The 19,028-nt window shown below is 39.6% G+C and carries 12 protein-coding genes; 8 read left to right on the top strand and 4 right to left on the bottom strand.

Annotated elements, in window-relative coordinates; genetic code table 11:
• Positions 1 to 431: 431 nt before the first annotated feature.
• Positions 432 to 773, top strand: a complete 342-nt coding sequence (locus AC1DDK_RS03510; protein WP_337715772.1) for a TfoX/Sxy family protein — start codon at positions 432 to 434, stop codon at positions 771 to 773.
• A gap of 98 nt (positions 774 to 871) precedes the next feature.
• On the opposite strand, the gene AC1DDK_RS03505 is transcribed toward AC1DDK_RS03510, so the two are convergent.
• Both AC1DDK_RS03505 and AC1DDK_RS03500 read right to left on the bottom strand, forming a co-directional pair.
• On the bottom strand, positions 872 to 1,051 hold the full coding sequence (locus AC1DDK_RS03505) for a hypothetical protein (RefSeq protein ID WP_172660861.1): 180 nt from the start codon (positions 1,049 to 1,051) through the stop codon (positions 872 to 874).
• A 76-nt stretch (positions 1,052 to 1,127) separates the two neighbouring features.
• Complete coding sequence (locus AC1DDK_RS03500; RefSeq protein WP_172660860.1) at positions 1,128 to 2,210, bottom strand: calcium:cation antiporter; 1,083 nt, start codon at positions 2,208 to 2,210, stop codon at positions 1,128 to 1,130.
• A gap of 474 nt (positions 2,211 to 2,684) precedes the next feature.
• Here AC1DDK_RS03500 and AC1DDK_RS03495 point away from each other — a divergent pair, with 474 nt between their 5' ends.
• The 4 genes from AC1DDK_RS03495 to AC1DDK_RS03480 all read left to right on the top strand — a co-directional run bounded on the left by AC1DDK_RS03495 (position 2,685) and on the right by AC1DDK_RS03480 (position 10,363).
• Positions 2,685 to 5,759 (top strand): SusC/RagA family TonB-linked outer membrane protein, encoded by a 3,075-nt coding sequence (locus AC1DDK_RS03495; protein WP_337715770.1) that lies wholly within the window; start codon positions 2,685 to 2,687, stop codon positions 5,757 to 5,759.
• A 19-nt stretch (positions 5,760 to 5,778) separates the two neighbouring features.
• Positions 5,779 to 7,116: a RagB/SusD family nutrient uptake outer membrane protein gene (locus AC1DDK_RS03490; protein ID WP_337715768.1), complete on the top strand. Its 1,338-nt coding sequence runs from the start codon at positions 5,779 to 5,781 to the stop codon at positions 7,114 to 7,116.
• A 20-nt stretch (positions 7,117 to 7,136) separates the two neighbouring features.
• The gene (locus AC1DDK_RS03485) at positions 7,137 to 9,791 is read left to right on the top strand and encodes a M14 family zinc carboxypeptidase (RefSeq protein WP_477633843.1); all 2,655 of its coding nucleotides are present in this window, start codon (positions 7,137 to 7,139) and stop codon (positions 9,789 to 9,791) included.
• Positions 9,792 to 9,892: 101 nt separating this feature from the next.
• On the top strand, positions 9,893 to 10,363 hold the full coding sequence (locus tag AC1DDK_RS03480; RefSeq protein ID WP_337715764.1) for a carboxymuconolactone decarboxylase family protein: 471 nt from the start codon (positions 9,893 to 9,895) through the stop codon (positions 10,361 to 10,363).
• 154 nt (positions 10,364 to 10,517) lie between these two features.
• Here AC1DDK_RS03480 and AC1DDK_RS03475 read toward each other — a convergent pair whose 3' ends face one another.
• On the bottom strand, positions 10,518 to 13,841 hold the full coding sequence (locus tag AC1DDK_RS03475) for a VCBS repeat-containing protein (protein ID WP_477633842.1): 3,324 nt from the start codon (positions 13,839 to 13,841) through the stop codon (positions 10,518 to 10,520).
• A 296-nt stretch (positions 13,842 to 14,137) separates the two neighbouring features.
• Here AC1DDK_RS03475 and AC1DDK_RS03470 point away from each other — a divergent pair, with 296 nt between their 5' ends.
• Complete coding sequence (locus tag AC1DDK_RS03470; protein ID WP_337715760.1) at positions 14,138 to 16,042, top strand: GxGYxYP domain-containing protein; 1,905 nt, start codon at positions 14,138 to 14,140, stop codon at positions 16,040 to 16,042.
• Here AC1DDK_RS03470 and AC1DDK_RS03465 read toward each other — a convergent pair.
• Positions 16,039 to 16,902, bottom strand: a complete 864-nt coding sequence (locus tag AC1DDK_RS03465) for an AraC family transcriptional regulator (RefSeq protein ID WP_337715758.1) — start codon at positions 16,900 to 16,902, stop codon at positions 16,039 to 16,041. The two genes, AC1DDK_RS03470 and AC1DDK_RS03465, sit on opposite strands and share 4 nt — an antisense overlap.
• A gap of 155 nt (positions 16,903 to 17,057) precedes the next feature.
• Between AC1DDK_RS03465 and AC1DDK_RS03460 the strand changes: the two genes are divergently transcribed.
• Together AC1DDK_RS03460 and AC1DDK_RS03455 are read left to right on the top strand one after the other, a co-directional pair.
• Positions 17,058 to 17,873: a phytanoyl-CoA dioxygenase family protein gene (locus AC1DDK_RS03460; RefSeq protein WP_337715755.1), complete on the top strand. Its 816-nt coding sequence runs from the start codon at positions 17,058 to 17,060 to the stop codon at positions 17,871 to 17,873.
• Positions 17,874 to 17,900: 27 nt separating this feature from the next.
• Positions 17,901 to 19,001, top strand: coding sequence for a glycoside hydrolase family 2 TIM barrel-domain containing protein (locus AC1DDK_RS03455; protein WP_477633841.1), 1,101 nt, complete (start codon positions 17,901 to 17,903; stop codon positions 18,999 to 19,001).
• Positions 19,002 to 19,028: the final 27 nt, after the last annotated feature.

Raw genomic sequence — 19,028 nt, 5'->3', positions numbered from 1 at the left:
GATCAAAAGATAACCATTAATTCATTTGAAGGGGGATATACATTTGTCTCGCGTAAATATAAATGAGCGGCATTTCCAAACCATATCCATGATTTCTTTGTATATCTCATCAAACACTTTCCCTTTATGTTTTTACCATAGGGCTGAGAATTTTATTTCAACATTTTTTAACAATTGAATACATAAGTCTTTGTCATCTGCAGTGAACCCGTTCATGATCAGGATTGCATTTTTTTTAGTCCGGTAATATCATACTCGGATACGTGTTCTCCTTTAGCCGTGAGTTCAATTCTTTTGGAGTGCTTGTCTTCTTTATCTGCGTACTCTTTAATTCATCCTCGTTTATTCATTCGGTTTAACATGTCTGTGCACCGTTGTGATTTAGGTAAAGGAATGGTATTTTTACCATTGAGTTAAACGTAAAATAGTTTATGAGTTATAATGAACGATTAGCGAACCGTGTCCGCGAGTTACTTGAAGATCGGGATGACGTGACAGAAAAAGCAATGTTTAGCGGGATTTGCTTTATGGTTGATGAAAAGATGTGTATATGTGTAACCAGTTCAGGTTTATTATGCCGCATTGGAGCAAGCAAAGCAGAGGAAAAATTGGAAGATAGCAATTGCAGGCAGATGATCAACAATGGACGAACCATGAAAGACTTTGTGTATGTAGATGATACTGATGTAGAGAAGCAGCAGGAGCTGAGGCATTGGCTGAGTCTCTGCCTGGAGTTTAATCCGCTGGCCAAATCCTCCAAAAAGAAAAAATAGGTCCGGTATAAATTAGTTGAGTGGATATTTAAATTAAAGCAAAAGCGCCTGTTCAATTAATGAGCAGGCGCTTTTGCTTAGGTAGTGAACTTATTTTTTTATTGCGTCTTCACAGCGGTATCGATAGCAGCTGAATCAGTTACAGTAGTGTCCATTGTGGTCATAGAAGTATCAGTCATTGTAGAATCTGTAGCATCTGCTTTTTTTTCTGAAGTACAAGCGGCAACTGATAAAGATATTGCTAAAGCTAAAAAGCCAAATTTGAATAGGGTTTTCATAATAATTTTGTTTTAGATACAAGTTTTGTTCATTAATTAATACCCTTGCCCTAAAAAGGTAACCCATTTAAATAAATTATGGGGCTATTATCGTGAAAAGATAGACCGCAAATATGACCAGTAAAACCACTCCCTGTAAGATATTAGTTTTGCCCGTAGCCAGCGAAAGCATGATTGTAAACTGTGCCAGCAAGAGTAATACGGTAGCCTTCATGTCAATTCCTAAAGTAATGGTCATTCCTGTTACCATGGATACGATTGCCACAGCCGGAATGGTTAAACCGATACTGGCCAGTGCAGATCCTAACGCCAGGTTAAGACTTGTTTGTAAACGGTTCTTTCTGGCTGCGCGATAGGCTGCAAGCCCCTCTGGCAGTAACACTACTGCGGCAATGATGACCCCTACCAATGACTTTGGTGCTCCAAAGTTGATGACCGCATTTTCTATATCGGGTGCCAGAGCCTTTGCGAGCAATACTACAATACCCAGGCATAAAAGCAATAAGAAAGTACTTAAAAGAGCAACTTTATTGGTTGGCGGTTCAGCGTGCACCTCTTCGTCGCCATCTGCATCGGGAGGTAAAAAGAAATCGCGATGCCTGATGGTTTGAACCATTACAAAAGCACCATACAACACCAGACATACCACAGCTACAAAAATGAGTTGGATAGGGGTGTATTCAGGACCTGCCTTGCTTGTGGTATAATTTGGAAGAATCAGCGTGAGTACCAGTATTGCTGTAAGGGTAACCACAGCCGCACTTACCCCTGGTAAACTAAACACCTGTTCTTTAAACTTGGCTCCCCCTACAAGTAGGCACAGACCAATAATTCCAGTTAAAATAATCATTACAGCGGCCAGAACCGTATCGCGGGCAAGTGCCGCGGTATCGGGGCCACCTGTTAACATTAAAGAAACGATCAGCGCAACCTCGATAACGGTAATGGCCAGTGCAAGCAGCAAAGTGCCGAAGGGTTCACCAACCCGATGAGCAACAACCTCAGCATGATGGACTGCGGCAAGTACTGCGGCAATGAGTACGGCTGCAAGAAAGAATGTATAGAAAATCCCCAGATCCAATGAACTGCCAAAATAGGCTAGCCAGGCAACGATTGGAGATAAGATGGTCCATAAAGGTACTGGTAGTTTTTTGTGCATAAATTTCGGATTAAGTAAGATACTGAATTAAAAATTTAAGACAACAATTATTGTGCTGGAAACGATAAAAAGAATGTTGTGGTTCAGAAATTTTACACTTTTAGCGTATAAATCTCAATTCTTCTTAGTTAATGTTCCTATAGTTTAAATAAAAAATTGCGGATGTTATGATTTATTGCTTTATTTGTATATTAATTCTATAGATTTAATATACTATTTAATCATGAACGCAATTTTACTTCAAAACAAGTCGCTCAGTACTTCTAAATCTGATCATTATTTTCCAATGGTGAGGCTTCAATCAGCATCATTATTTTCGGGCAACTTCTCCAAGTGTTGCCGTTGTTGTTAGGGGATTTCGCCTGATTGTTTAGGCAGATTTTCGATCACCTTTAAATTTTTAGATTCCACAATTATGCCACTCAAAGAGGAGGTAAGGGGACTCGCATGTCATTACTTTTTTAAACTTTTAAAATGAAGCATTTATATAAAAGAAGCGCATACCTGCTCATTTGTGTATTATGGGCACATGTTGCAGCCGCACAGGTAGGTGCACCAACAATTAAATCAAAATTAAATGGTATTGTGTTAGATGCCACAACAAAACAACCCCTTCCGGGTGCTGTAATAAAAATAAAAGGGACTACTCATTCTGTTGCCGCAGATGAGAATGGTAAATTCAGTTTTGTAACCGGACAAACCTTTCCGTACACACTTGTAGTAAGTTTTATTGGGTTTGTACAACAGGAAATTACTGCTAAAGGGAGCCCTGTAGAAATCCTTTTAAAAGAAAACCTTAGTGAACTAAATGAAATAGTAGTTACGGGTTACAGTTCTCAGGAACGTAAATATATAGCAAGCTCGATTACCAGTGTTAGTGGGAGTGTTGTCCAGGATCAGCCATCGGGAGGATTTAATCAGCTGTTACAAGGGAAAGCTACAGGCGTACAGGTGTCTTCAAATTCTGGCGTACCCGGTGGTGGTATTACCTTTAGAGTTCGGGGAAACAATTCGATCAATGCTTCTGTAGATCCACTTTATATAATTGATGGCGTATTTATAAGTAATTCTGATCCTATCTCCGCAGGATTAGGTAACCAGCAGGCTTCCAATCCAATCGCTGATTTGAATCCATCTGATATAGAAGACATACAAATTCTAAAGGATGCGAATGCAACAGCAATATATGGTTCATTAGGGGCAAATGGAGTAATTATTGTAACAACCAAAAGAGGAAAGCGAAACACTAGTGCAAAGATAAATTTAAATTCTTTTCAGGGATGGTCGACTGCTATCAATAAGTTTGAAGTAGCTACAGGGCCGGAAGTAGCCTTGTTGACTAATGAATCCAGAATTAATACCGCTATTGATAAAGGCGAAGATCTTTCTGCAGTGGTTTTGCCTTTTCCGAATCCAGAAACCCAACCGACATATGATAGGATCAGTGGTCTGTTTCGTACTGCCCGTACCTCAAATTACGAGGTATCTACACAAGGGGGTACAGATAAAAGCACTTATTATGTTGGGCTTGGTTACTTAGATCAGGAATCCATAGTAAAACCATCAGACTATACCCGTTATTCGGCCAGGTTAAACTATGATAATTATTTAACCGACAGATTAAAGATTGGTACCAGTATTAACTTTACCAGATCAAACAGGAACTTGAGCGGAAGTGACAACAATCCTCAAGGAGTTATCAATTCGGCATTATTTCCGAGATCATACCTTCCAATATTTAAAGAGGATGGTACATATGCCAGGTATGGTAGCTTTGACAATCATCTTGCATTAATAGAAAACCTCGATAGTAAAGCGGTAGGGTGGCGTACTATTGGCAATGTTTATGGTGAGTATTCAATAGTTCCAGGACTTAAATTACGCAGTAGCTGGAGTTTAGATAATAGCAGTGAATATGACAACAGCTATTCTAGTACACTAATCAGTGCAGGTATTGCCGCTAATGGTTCAGCTTCATCAACAGAAACAAAGAACCTTGTTTTAACTAATGAGCAGGTATTGAATTTTGTGAAATCTTTTGGTGAAGATGGTAAGCACAATATTAATGCATTGGTTGGTAATACCATAAATACGGTATTAAATGAAAGCACAGCTGCTACCGGAACTGGTTTTGCGGCAAACAGCCTTCGTTCTGTCTCTGTTGCAGCAACTCGCTCCGGTACTTCTTCCAGAGCTGAATCCAAACTGTTATCTTTCTTTAGTAAGGTAAGTTATACCTATAATGGGAAGTATACAATTGATGGAAGTATCCGTGCCGATGGATCTTCAAAATTCGGGATAAACAAACGTTGGGGATATTTCCCCTCTGGAGGTGTAGCATGGCGTGCTGGGCAGGAAGATTTTATTAAAAATCTGAATGTATTTGATGAATTAAAACTTAGGGCCAGTCTTGGGCTTTCTGGAAATCAAAACGGAATTGGCTCCTATGCAGCACAAGGTTTATGGTCGTCAGGAGCAAATTACCTGGAGCAACCCGGAATATCCCCTTCGCAACTTGCTAATCCAGACCTTACCTGGGAAACTACTCGTCAGTTTAATGTTGGAGCCGAGTTCGGGTTTTTCAAGAACAGGCTAAGCATTGTGGCAGATTACTATAATAAATATACCTATGATTTGTTATTAAACGTTCCTGTTCCTTACCGCTCAGGCTTTGCCAGCTACCTGCAAAATTATGGTTCGGTACGTAATAAAGGATTTGAATTGGGCATCAATTCCACGAATGTGGCATCAACAGATTTTAAATGGACAACCAATTTTAATATCTCTTTTAACAATAATAAGATCGAAAAACTTGCTTCAGATATCAGCTTAGGCGCTTCGGGCAGAAATATTTCAATTCTAAGACAAGGTCATTCGGTTAATTCCTTCCAGTTGTACAAACAGTTATACGTTGATCCTAAAACGGGTAATGCCGTTTATGAAGATGTAAATAAGGATGGTCTGATCACTTCTGCCGATAGACAAATAGTAGGCAATGCATTGCCAAAATATACCGGAGGTTTAACCAATAATTTAAGCTATAAGAGCTTCGATCTGAGCTTCTTCGTTTATTTTCAGCAAGGTAACAAGATTATGAATATGAATGATTTCTTCATGGTTCATGGAGGAACTCAGGCTAATATTGGCTTTTTACCGCGTCAGTTAGATCGCTGGCAAAAGGAAGGGGATATCACTGATATTCCAAGATTGACTACATACAGTTCGAATCCTACTGAAAATGGAGGTGCAGCCAATAATTATGGCGGGAATGTAGCAAGCTTAAGTTCCAGGTATCTTGAAGATGGTTCGTTCATCAGATTAAAAACCCTGACCCTGGGATATACTTTGCCAGTTGCGGTTTTGAAAAAGATTAACATAAGCAGGATCAGATTATATGCTCAGGCTACCAATCTTTTAACCTTTACCAATTATGGCGGTCTGGATCCTGAAGTAAGTTCTCAAAGTAATAACCAGAATACGGCAGGTTATGATTGGGCAACTGTCCCTCAGCCCCGCACTTTCCAGATCGGTGCCAACGTAACCTTTTAATGATTAAAATCTAGAAAAAATGAAAGCAACATATATCAAAAATACAGTCCTCATTGCTGTTATTTTCTTTTTAGCATCTTGCAAAAAATACCTGGAAGAAGTACCAAATAACTCTTTGCCAACAGAAAGTTCTATTACTGATGTAAGCACCGCGCGTGCAGCCGTAATTGGTACATATGATCGTCTTCAGGGATACTATGCCTCGAACTACCCAACGCTAGGTACCATCACCACAGACAATGTTATCTTTAATGGAACCTTAAGTGAATACCTCCAGTTAGATCAAAATGCAGTTCCTACAGATAATGTAATTACGGTAGCGGCTTATCAGAATATTTATAAAACAATAAATTCTGCTAATAGTGTAATTACGTACGTGCCGGGGGTAGCAGACCCATTGCTGACCGCTGCAGAAAAGAATAAAATTCTTGGAGAGGCTTACTTTATTCGCGCATTGTCTTTCTTTGATCTTGCAAGAGGCTGGGGTGGCATTCAGCTCCAATTAAAGCCAACTACAGATCTTACCGTTTTGAAAGGCATTAAGCGTAGTACGCTGGATCAAACTTATGATCAGGTTTTAGCAGATCTGGTTAAAGCTGAAGAGCTTCTTCCGGAGGATGCGACAACCCGTAACCGGGCACAAAAAAGTACTGCAAGAGCACTTAGAGCCAGACTCCATTTATATAGGAAACAATGGGCCGATGCAGAGAAGTATGCTACGCTGGTTATAGATAATACGAAGTATTCTTTGGTAAAACCATATAAGTCGTTTTTTACAGCACCTTTTCAAAGTGCCGAGTCGGTATTTGAGCTTGCTTACTCAGTTAACGACCGGAATAGCTACTGGAATTTATGGTATCCAAGTTCGGCCGGAGGACAGTTTACTTTAAAGCCTTCGGATGCATTAGTGGCAAAATTAAATAATCCGGCAATAGGCGGTACCCGCAACGCCTTAATAGCTGGTAGCGGGGCTACGGTATATGGCGTGTTGTATAATACAACATCTACAAGTACTGATCCATCATATTTAATTCGAATTGCAGAATTGTATCTGATACGTGCCGAAGCAAGGGCACAGCAAAATAATTTGACAGGGGCAGCCGGAGATTTAAATGCGATAAGAAAAAGAGCTGATGTACCAGAAACGACAGCGGTAACCCAAGCAGATCTTATTAAAGCTATCGAAGACGAAAATGGGATTGAGTTTGCTTTTGAAGCTCATCGATGGTTTGATCTGGTAAGAACCGAAAGGGCAGGAGTAGTATTGGGTTTAACCAATAAGAACTACTGGTTGTTTCCAATTCCGTATTCTGATGTTTTATCAGACCCAGATGTAACACAAAATCCAGGATATTAATTAATCTATTAACTTAAATAATGATGAAAATAATCTATAAATCCAGTAAGATATTGATCGTATTTTTAATGCTGCTGGTTCAACACACATTTGCCCAAAATAATTATTACTTTCCTAAAGCAACTGCTTTAGATGCTAAAGTACCTAGTCCGGAACAATACCTTGGCTATCCGATTGGATCTTACTTTACCAGATATGAAAGGGTGGTCGATTATTTCAGAGAACTGGCAAAAATAAGTGATCGTGTTCATGTTGAATCTATAGGTAAAACATATGAACAAAGAGAGCAAATTATAGTAACTATAACTTCTCCGGCAAACTATACTAATCTGGAACAAATAAGGCAGGATCACCTGAACCAGGTAGATCCTTMAAAACCTGCGCTAAGTAGTAATGCACCTGTGATAGTGCATCTAGGTTATGGTGTACATGGTAACGAGACTTCTAGTACGGAGGTAAGCTTACTTGCCGGATATTATTTAGCGGCAAGCCAGGATGCAGAAACGAAAAAATGGTTAGATGAATCGGTTATTTTTATAGATCCGGCATTGAATCCAGATGGAAGAGACAGGGCCGCAAATTGGCACAATGCTTATCACTCGTTTCCAGCTGTTGGCGATCCAATAGATAAGGAACATCAAGAAGCATGGCCAAATGGGCGTACCAATCATTATTTTACAGATTTAAACAGAGATTGGTTAAATCTTGTTCAGATTGAGAGCCGCAATCGCCTTGTGTTTTTTCATAAATGGTATCCGAATGTTCAAATTGATTTTCATGAACAGGGAACAAACGCAACTTATTATTTTGAACCAAGTCCGAAGCGCCACGAGAGCCCGGTAATACCCCAATTTATTTACGATTTTAATGTTGTTTTAGCTAAATACCATGCTAAAGCTTTAGATGATATTGGGTCGTTCTACTTTACCAAAGAAAATTATGATAATCTTTCGCCAATTTATGGTTCTACATATCCTAAATTCTTTGGTTCTGTTGCAGCTACATTTGAGCAGGCAAGCTCCAGGGGGATCTTACAGGAGTCGAGCAACGGCCCACTTACTTTTGCTTTCACTATCAGAAATCATCTGGCCACAAGTTTTTCAACAATAAGAGGTTCTGTTGCGGAGAAAGCGGGCCTATTTAAAGTTCAAAAGGATTTTTTTAAGTATGCGCTGGAGCAAGGACAGAAAAATCCGGCAAAGACATTTGTTTTTGGTGATAGTAAGGATGTTAATTTAACTCAAAAGTTTTTAGGCCTGTTGCTGCAGCATCATATCAATGTTTATGAACTCTCCGATAACACCACTCATGATGGCAAAACATTTGAAAAAGGAAAGGCTTATGTGGTGCCATCAGCCCAACCAAATTTCTTACTGGTACACTCTATTTTTGAAGAGAACGTTTTAAAAGACAGTATTTTTTATGACAATACAGGATGGAGCATTATTCATGCTTATGGTTTAAAATATGCTAAACTAAATGTGGCAATTGCAAAAGGTAATCAGGTTACTGCTTTAATCCCTGGCAAGGGTGCTGTTGAAGGCGGAAAGTCTCCTTATGCTTACTTGATTAACTACAGCGATTACAATGCTAGCAAAGCACTTTATCAATTGCAGCTGAAAAATGTGCTCGTTAAAACAGCCTTTAAAGGTTTTTCTGCAAATACTCCTTCTGGTAAGCGGGCATTTGGAAATGGGTCGTTAGTTGTTCCGGTAGTAGGGCAAACTCTTTCAGCTGATTCTCTGTATAGTGCATTACAGACTGTAGCTGCAGAAACTAATATCAACATTTTATCTGTTACAAGTGGATTTAGTGCAGAAGGGATAGATCTTGGTAGCAGCAATATTAAAGCAGTAAGAAAACCGGAAGTAGCTTTAGCTTTTGGGCAAGGGGTAACTTCATCTGAAGCCGGACAGGTATGGTTCCTGCTTAATCAACAACTTAATTTGCCGGTTACTAAAATTGATCTGGCTAGTTTTTCAAGAGCATCTTTAGGTCGTTATAATACCTTGGTTTTACCCGGTGGTAATTATAGTGCATGGGACAAAGAAACAGTAGGTAAGATCAAGGCATGGGTAAATGAAGGAGGAACATTAATTACTTTTCAAAATGCAACAGCATGGGCTGTACAGAATGAAATTGTAAAAGAAAGATTATCAGAAACAGAGGCTTTCACAAGAAGAGGAGAAACTCCTTTGGTATCATCTCAGGCAATAGTAAAAGAGAAGGCGCCGGCGGGAGGGGCTAAAGATGCTCCTGCCAAACCAGAAGTAGAAAGGCTTGATTATGCCAGACAAGAAGATGTAGAGGGATCGAGACGAATTAACGGTGCAATTTTTCAGGCAGATCTTGATATTTCACATCCGATAGCATTTGGTATAACTGATAGAAAGTTATTCATCAATAAAAATGGACCTACCTTGTTACTACCTAGCGCAAACAAATATGCTACAGTGGCCCAGTACACCAGTAAGCCCTTTATTAATGGGTATTCATCAAAAACAAATATTGGTAAAGTAGCCAATTCTGCGGCCATTATTGCCACGGCAAGTGGAAGCGGTGAAGTGGTTTTGTTTGCTGATGACCCAACTTATCGTGGCTATTGGCTAGGAACAAGCAGGCTGTTTTTAAATGCAGTTTTCTTTGCTAATCTTCTAAATGGAGGGTATAGATAATAAAAACAGAAAATATTTTTTATTTGATGTCCTATTTCTGAAATCTCAATTGTCATAGCGGTATAAAACAACTATTGTATTACAATTTAGATCAAAAGAAAATGGAACAAAGAATCAATTTATTCGCAAAAGGACAGAATGCTATAAAAGCAATGTATGGTTTAGGGAGTTATCTTGCTAAATCTCCGGTTGAAAAGAAACTTTTAAACTTGATTTATTTTAGGGTATCTCAAATTAATGGATGTGCATTTTGCTTGGATATGCATTCAAAAGATTTGCGCATAGAAGGTGAAACCGAGCAACGACTGTATGTGTTGAATGCATGGCGTGATGCTCCGCTGTATACCGCGCGTGAGCGTGCTGCATTGGCGTGGGCCGAGGCAGTAACAAGGATAACAGGAGGTGATGTTTCTGATGAAGTATATAATGAAGCAATACAGCAGTTTACTGAAGAGGAACTGATAGACTTGACAATAGCAGTAAATACAATTAACAGTTACAATCGCCTTAATATTGCTTTTCGTACTCCGGCAGGAGATTATCAGCCAGGTGCATTTGCTGTAAAAGGGTAATAATTTGTATTTTCTAATTAAACAGGCAATCCCCAGTTGATAAAGGATTGCCTGTTTTTGTCAAAATTTCATTAATTATTTCACTGTCACTTGTTTTAGAAATACCGAGGTAAACTTGCCGATAGTATGAACTTTTTTGTACACGCAACGCTGGCTAGTTTTGATTAAACCGGAATGCCCTTAGCTTCTGCTGGTTAATTCCAATTAGTAGCGTATTGTTTATGGTAAGGGTACTTCTTACATCGCCTTTTAGACTAAGACCACTTTGCAGTTCAGGAACATATTTAAATGTGCCTTTTCCATTGCCTTTTAGCACTACACCGTGGTTGGCATCATATTTTCCAAAGCGAATGCGAGACTGGTTGATATTACCACATAAAAGCAAGTCTTTATTCCCGTCGCCGTCGTAGTCTAGGCAGGTGATGGTATAAACCGGGGCGAACTGTGCCTGTAGTGGCAATTGTTTCTCTTTGAATCTTCCATCACTGGTGTTTTCAAAATATACCGTTTTGAGGTAATTGGCCTTTAAAATCTTTGAACCCTTGAGCTCTTCTGCAGTGAAAACTTCATTTAGACCTGCATCGGCATAACTTTTATAATCAGGGAAGCGTGTTCGCATGATGCTCATTTGATCGAGAATCTCGTCGCGGGTCAGGTAAGGATAACTTTTGCCCATAATGTAGAAGCATAGGATCGGGTCCATGGCTCCGTTATCGTCAAAGTCTTTGTAGACCATCTCTGCCGGTTCGTCGTCGCTTACCCGGCACTGGCTGTTAAGTCCAAGATTGCCAACTACAAGGTCCGGCCTGCCATCGCCATTAAGATCTTCAACCTTCAGGGTGTTCCACCAACCGCTGTATTGTTTGTCAAAATATTTATCTGTCCTGTTCTTTAGCTTACCATTATCATTGATGAATGCGGTGACCGGCATCCAGTCGCCTATTACTATAAGGTCTTGTATCTTATCGTTATTTAGGTCTAGAACACCAGCATCCGTAACCATACCAATGTACTCCAAATCAGGTGCAATTTTTCTAATCTGATTAGAAAAGTGACCCTTTCCATCGTTAATCAGCAAAAAGCTCCTTGGTGTTTCAGGATATTTGGAGGTCGTGCTACGGCCCCCCACAAACAGATCCGGCCTGCCATCGCCGTTAAAATCGCCCACTCTTGCACAACTCTTGCTCACGTGCATTTCTGGAAGTGAATTGATTGATTTAGTAAAATTGCCTTTGCCATCATTGATATAAAGTTTGTCCTGAAATAGCGGGTCATTGTCTTTAAAGCTCCCATACCCTCCACTTACTACATACAAATCTGGGTGACTATCTCCATTAGCATCAAAGAATATGGCATCTGTGCATTCACTTGCCGTATCGGCTAGAAAGGGTTTTTGGTTCTTCATGAATTTCCCTCCTTTTTGCTGGATGAATAATGCGCTGGCTTGATTGATGTCGCCGCCAACGAATATATCACTTAGCCCATCACCATTCACGTCGCCCTTGGCCATACATGGTCCGGTGAAGGACTGTGCATTGACAAGGAGGGGCTGACGCTTATAATCATTAATTTCATTCTTAACCTGTGCAGATGCAATTGGTGAAGGTATTTCGGTGAACAAGGGTTTTGATGGCTTTGGTCTCTGGTAAGTGTCTTTGGCATCGCTTTCTATAAGTACCAGCTGTTTGTTTGCTACAACATTGGTGAGGACTTGGTACTTTCCGCTAAGCCATACGATTCTGACTGAATCAACCATTTTTTCTTTGCCCAAACCAAAATGCAGGTTTTGAGATACGCTGGACAAGTAACCTTTGGATGGCATCTGCTCTAGGCATTGCTGGCGTCCTTTATTAAATATAGTTACTAAAGCACCAAGACCACTGGTATTTTTACCTGAACCTTTTAGCTTTACTTTTAAGTAGTGCATTGTGGGGCTACCCTGGTTTCGATAGAGGAAAGCTGCCTTATTGATGTTATTGACTATAATATCTAGATCTCCATCATTATCGAGGTCACTGTATGCTGCACCATTACTGTTCGATGGTATATTTATTCCCCAGTCAAATCCTTTATTGGTAAAGGTAAGGTCACCATTATTTTTATAGATATAATTCTTTACATCGGAAGAAGGTACTTTCTTAAGTAAAGYGATCAAATCCTTTGCTTCAACCTGACCATTGAGGCTTCTCATATAGTTCTCATTGTATTTAAGCACGTCCATATTAGTGAAATCGCGCATAAAACCATTGGTTATAAAAAGATCCTTCCAGCCATCATTATCATAATCAGCAAACAAGGGCGCCCAGCTCCAGTCTGTATTGGAGATGCCCGCCAGCTGTCCCACTTCACTGAAGGTGCCGTTGCCGTTATTTATATGAAGCATATTCCGCATATATTGATAATAAAAACCGTTACGTAAATTGATGTTAAATACTTCATAGTTATCCAGTCCCGATAATAACTTTTGGCGTTTATTGTCTTCAGGAAGCATATCGAGCGTGAATATATCTTGAAGGCCATCGTTATTGACATCACTAATGTTGTTACCCATAGAAAACAATGAAATGTGATCCAGGTTGTTCTGCAGTTTATCTGTAAATGTTCCATTTCCGTTGTTGAGGTACATTCGGTCAGGAATGGCATAGTCATTGGACAGGTATATATCAGGCCATCCGTCGCCATTGATGTCACCAACACCCCCGCCAAGACCATACGATAAAGTAGACATATTTATTCCCGCTTGCTTGGTTACATCTTTGAAATGTCCATTTTCATTTTTGAGCAGTTTAGAGCTCGCAAGCGGATCATCCTGTTTTTTTAATTCTTCGATCGTAATGTCATCCAGATTACTAAGTACCTTAATATTATCATTTACAAGAAAGAGATCCAGATCGCCATCACGGTCATAATCAAAGAAGACTGATTGTGTACTGTAGGATGGATCAGCCAATCCGTAAGCTTCGGCTTCATCTTTAAATGTAGGTATGCTGTCTTTGTTTAATCCCTGGTTAATAAAGAGCTGGTTTTTTGAGTCCGGACCCGCTTCTCTGCCCGCATAACATACATAAATATCCATGTACCCGTCACCGTTTACATCTACCATGTTGACTCCGGTTTTCCATCCCGGGGTTCGTCCAGCTACGCCTGAAATTTCAGTAATATCGGCAAACCGCATGTTACCGAGATTGCGATAAAGCTTGTCTCCGGTCATATTGCCAGAGAAGTAAATGTCATCTAATCCGTCATTGTTGAGGTCGCCAACAGCTACACCACCACCGCTGTAGAAACCCTGATAGAAGCCKACGATTTTTTTTTCAAGATCTTCTTTGAGCACATTGTTAAACATGACATTGGTATTGGAAGAATCGAGTAGGATAAAGAGCGGGTTTTCAGCAACAGAGATTGTATTGTCTTTTTTTGATCCAGTACAGGAAAACAGAAGAAAAAGAATTACAATTTGGATATAGAATTTTGGCATAAAGCTTTAATTTATTTGGTTAGTGGCTGAGCTCAATATTTGTCAAAAACACATTACATTGTAATATTTTTGAGACTTTAAAATAAATATATAGGTTATTCTTGATTATATCTCAATTAATTTTTTCAAGCAGAAATTCCGATAAGAAAAGCCTTTCATCTGCTGCCTTCAAAAATTTCCTTTAAAATCTTGCTGGTAAAAACAACATTAATTATATCACTGATAGCTACTTAAAAGAGACGGGGCGGATCTGAATTTGAAAAACTTCTTTATATTCACTGTTTAACACACAACTGATGACAGCCTTTAAATTAGCCAGTAGTATGCTCCTTGGGGGGTGGTTTGTTTTGCTCTCTCCCTATGTAAAATCTCAATCACTAAAAATAGGTGTGTTTGACTTAGGATATACCTTAGAAAAAGATCTAAGTAACGCTGAAGATGTAAAAACAGCTTGGGATGATGTGCATACAGTTTCAACACTGCAAGGAATAGTGAACCGCAAATCGCCAAGACTGTATATTTACTTGGTAAAGAATGGGTCAATAGACATTGACAGGTACTGGTGGAATAAATATCGCCAAAAAGACAAATGGTTAAACAGTAGAGATACTGTGGTTTATAAGGATGTTATTAGTTTAGTTAAAGCATACCGGTCAGCGATTAAAGGCGTGGTGGTTTATGATCCAACTGTAGCAGCAACCAGTAATGTTGCCTCTTCTGTTGCGGGGCAAGAAGATGTAATTGCCATTCGTTACGATCCTGCTAAAAATAGTTTATACACACAACTTGTATTACAAGGCCCTAAATTACCTGTTAAGGTCTGGTTATTAAATAAAAATGGATCGTCGTTATTTACAGGATCAGGTAATATTCCCGGAACTAAGCGCTTATCCACAGGTTCGGCAAAAAATGATGCTTACTTGTGGTTTATGGAGAAATATACAAAGGCTGGCAAAACCAATACAAAGTATGGGGCATATTATGTAGATCAGCAGTGGATGAAGAATCCGCATGCTGCCGGACCAAACCATCATACGCTTACCAATCATGATTTTTTTGTGAGTAAACGCGGGTTTTTCTTTGACCTGAGCCCTTGGGGTGATGAGCCTGCAACTGATGATCCTACTCAGAAAACAGGGACAGACCTAAACACACTTAAAGAATTACTGCTTACTGCTTATCAGCATAATAAGGGCATGGATTATGCATATCTTGGGGGTTTCCCTCCATGGGCTTTTAAATATACTAAACATGCCGGTGGTAGTCACGATGATGTGCCGACCGAATGGGAATATTCTGCTGTGATAAGCGCCTATAACGCGTTTAAAGACGCTGATGCTATTGGTTTCGGAGCACTGGCAAATGCCTCTTTCTGGCAGCATTATCCACTTAAAAAGAAATATGAACAAAAGTGGGTTACCCAGGCTGAACTGAAGCAAAGAGGTTATTTAACTGAGGACGGAAAAGTTAATTTTAAAGGGCGTAATTTCTTTATTTTCTATGTTGGTGATTACGATGCATCTTCATGGGTGTCTCAAACTACGCCTACTTTATGGGATAGTCCCGAGCGCGGTAAAATTCCATTGATGTGGTGCATTAGTCCGGTTTTACAGCAGCGAGTGCCAATGGCAATGGAATACAGGAGGGAATCGGCAACAAAAAATGATTATTTCGCTGCAGCTGATAATGGTGCGGGGTACTTAATGCCCGGAATGTTGCAGCAGCCCAGACCAATTTCTGCATTACCGGATGGCCTTGATGCCTGGGTAGCACACAACAAACCTTATTATGATAAGTGGGACTTAAGCATTACCGGGTTTATTATTGATGGCCAGGCGCCCGGGCTTAATAAAAAAGGACTGGATGCGTATGCTAAGTTTAGTCCTAACGGAATAGTTCCACAGAAAACCCCATTAACTTCTTTACATGGGAATATGCCTGTGCTGCGTGCTGATGATGATGTTAATGAGGATGATCCTGCCGAAGCGGCAAAGCATATTCTTGATAGAATAGGGAAACGGCCGGTTCCGTTTCATTGGTTTCGCAATATTTTAAAAGATCCCGGATGGTATGTAAAAGTGGTTGATGAGTTAAAGCGTATTGATCCTAAAATTGAATTATTGGATGCACCAACTTTTTTCGAATTGTATCGTATTTATTTAAAACAAACTCCGGATGCTGCTAATGGGAAGATCAATTAGGCGATATCTTTCCTGAATTCCTTGCGGTATTTTAAAGGACTAAGCTTCATCTTTCTTTTAAAAAGTTTATAGAAATGCGATAAGTCGCCAAAGCCATTCTCAAAGCAGATGTCGGAGATAGATTTATCTGAATTTACAAGTTGTTGAATGGCGTAATTTATCCGATAGTCGGTTACTGTTTCTATAAAAGTTTTTTTTGTGGTCTTTTTGTAGTACTTGCAAAAAGCGTTTGGCGTCATATTTACCAACGCGGCTGCCTGATCAAGCAAAATTTCATCCTTGTAATTGTCGATGATGTAACCCAGAACTATATTGATTCTTTCTGGTTTCGCTGACTGATGCGCCTTTGTTTCTTGTTTGTCGAGTAATTTGTATTCTTTGGAAATGGCGAGGGTATATAAGATTTCTAAAAATTCTATAAGTCGCTTAAAAGAATTTGGTTGTTTGGCCAAAAGAATTAATCTTTTGGTTATTTCTTCTGCAGTATTATTTAAAAACTGTATTCCATGCTTGCTTCTCTCCAGCAGATGTAATATTTGAGATAGCTCTGGCTTGGCCAGGAAATCTGTACCTAAAAAATCATTGTTAAATTGAACAACTACCGATGCAACATCCTTGTCTTGTTCTTCATTATTTTCAATTTTCCAGCAATGGGGAAGATTTGAGCCTATAAGAACCAGATCCCCACAGCTGTATACATCCATATGATTGCCAACATAACGATTACCCTTACCTTTTACAATAAGTGTAAGTTCATGTTCCGGATGAAAATGATAAGGCGCAGTAAACTCCGTGAATTCACGAAGGAGAAAGGAATTATCATTATATGGGTCTAATGCTTCAAATGCGGCTCGTGCCATGTTAATTATTTCATATTCTCATAAAGTTATCGGTTTATTCTTGCAAATAGATAAAAAAAACCATTAAAAGGCCAATTTACTCCTTTTGCGGACTAACGATAAACAGTTACTTAGTAATTGAAAACACCAAATGTAAACCTAAATCAAATAGAGCCATGTCGACAATTGAATTGCCTAAATTAGATCAGTATCGGGAAATAACTTATGCACAGGCTGCTGCATTCCGTCAGAACGGACACGTTTTAATCCCAAATGTACTTGATGCTGAAGAAGTGCTTATTTACAGAGATGTAATAAAAGAAGCTGCTGATAAGTTCAATACCGAAAAGAGAGATTTAGCCGAAAGAGATACTTACGGTAAAGCTTTTTTGCAGATAATGAATCTGTGGGAAGTAGATGAACAAGCGAAGAAATTTACGCTTGCCAAACGTATGGGGAAAATTGCTGCAGATTTACTTGGCGTAGAAAATGTACGTATCTATCATGATCAGGCCCTGTTTAAAGAACCTGGAGGTGGACCTACTCCGTGGCATCAGGATCAGTATTATTGGCCACTGGATACGCATAATACCGTCACTATGTGGATGCCTTTGGTAGATATTAATGTAGAAATGGGGATGCTGACATTTGCGTCTGATTCTCATAAAAAAGGGGTAGTGTTTAATTACGAGATCTCTGACGAATCGGAAGCTGAATATGAAAAATATGTTAAGGATAATGACTTCCCTATAATGCGTTCATCGACGATGAAGGCCGGAGACGCAACCTGGCATTACGGCAATACCATTCATAGTGCTCCCGGTAACCAATCTGACATTATGCGTGAGGTAATGACTATTATTTACGTCGCTGAAGGCGCACGGGTGGCCGAACCTAAAAATAGCTGGCAGGTAAATGACCGTGAGCGTTGGCTGATGAATGCACCTATTGGCGATTTGGTAAAGTCAGAAATTAATCCACTAGTGCTATAGAAGGCTCTCAATTTTTTAAACTTTGTAATGAAAAAGATAGCTTATGCAATAAATTTACTATTGCTGTTACTATTCGTTTGTCCGGTTACGGCCCAAACAGATCAACGCTGGCMAAAGCAGAAAATATGGGATTGGTACAACAAGCAGCCATTTTATTGTGGCTTTAATTATATCCCGGCTTATGCCATTAATTATACTGCTATGTGGGATAAGACTAGTTTTGATGCCAAGACCATTGATAAGGAACTTGCCCTGGCAGAGAAAACCGGACTTAATTGTTTGAGGGCTGTACTTCAGTATGCAGTTTATGAAGATGATCCGGAATATTTTTTAAATACCCTGGATAAGTTTCTGGCGATTTGCAATAAGCATAATATTAAATTTATGCCTGCTTTGTTTGATGACTGTGTTTTTGGAATTGAGCATGATCCTAGAGTAGGAAAGCAACCGGAGCCGCTTAAAGGCTGGTATGCCTGGGCGTGGTCGCCAAGTCCGGGTCACAGCATGGTTGTTGATTCTACTACCCATCCCCGCATTGAAAAATATGTTAAAGCTGTAATTGGGCGCTTTAAGGATGATAAACGCATTTTTATCTGGGACTTGTACAACGAACCCACAAATGGCGGACTGGGGTCTGCTAGTTTTCCCTTGCTTAAAAAGGTTGCTAAATGGGCACGCGAAATCAATCCTTCACAGCCAATAACAATTGATATATGGAATGGCGATAACCGGTTGAATGATATTGCGCTTGCAAATTCAGATATTATTTCTTTTCATAATTATGGTAATAAAAATGACCTGACCAAGCAAATTGTGGAACTTAAAACGCAGGGCAGACCCTTATTTAATACGGAATGGATGAACAGACCTAATGGATCGGTAATCAAAGATAATCTGGCTGTTTTTTATAATGAGAAGGTTGGCTGTATGTTATGGGGCCTTGTAAATGGTAAAACGCAAACAGACTTGCCGTGGGGGCATCGGCCTGCAGATCCTATTCCTGCAGTATGGCAGCATGATCTTTTTCGGGGTGACTTTACACCTTACGACCCTCAGGAAATTGAATTGTTAAAGGATTTCGCTTTAAAATCCAGAAACAGCAGTTATTTGCAGGAGCATCAGAAATAGTGGCTGCTCGTTAAGGGTTGTGGTTGA

The organism is Pedobacter sp. 05T44, assembly GCF_056395985.1.
Note: the sequence above shows the minus strand (reverse complement) of the source record. Positions and strands in the feature narration are given on the sequence as shown.

Bases quoted from the DNA above. Each gene is read 5' to 3' on its own strand.
- AC1DDK_RS03510 (WP_337715772.1), top strand. From the start codon at position 432: ATGAGTTATAATGAACGATTAGCGAACCGTGTCCGCGAGTTACTTGAA.
- AC1DDK_RS03505 (WP_172660861.1), bottom strand. From the start codon at position 1,051: ATGAAAACCCTATTCAAATTTGGCTTTTTAGCTTTAGCAATATCTTTA.
- AC1DDK_RS03500 (WP_172660860.1), bottom strand. From the start codon at position 2,210: ATGCACAAAAAACTACCAGTACCTTTATGGACCATCTTATCTCCAATC.
- AC1DDK_RS03495 (WP_337715770.1), top strand. From the start codon at position 2,685: ATGAAGCATTTATATAAAAGAAGCGCATACCTGCTCATTTGTGTATTA.
- AC1DDK_RS03490 (WP_337715768.1), top strand. From the start codon at position 5,779: ATGAAAGCAACATATATCAAAAATACAGTCCTCATTGCTGTTATTTTC.
- AC1DDK_RS03480 (WP_337715764.1), top strand. From the start codon at position 9,893: ATGGAACAAAGAATCAATTTATTCGCAAAAGGACAGAATGCTATAAAA.
- AC1DDK_RS03470 (WP_337715760.1), top strand. From the start codon at position 14,138: ATGACAGCCTTTAAATTAGCCAGTAGTATGCTCCTTGGGGGGTGGTTT.
- AC1DDK_RS03465 (WP_337715758.1), bottom strand. From the start codon at position 16,902: ATGGCACGAGCCGCATTTGAAGCATTAGACCCATATAATGATAATTCC.
- AC1DDK_RS03460 (WP_337715755.1), top strand. From the start codon at position 17,058: ATGTCGACAATTGAATTGCCTAAATTAGATCAGTATCGGGAAATAACT.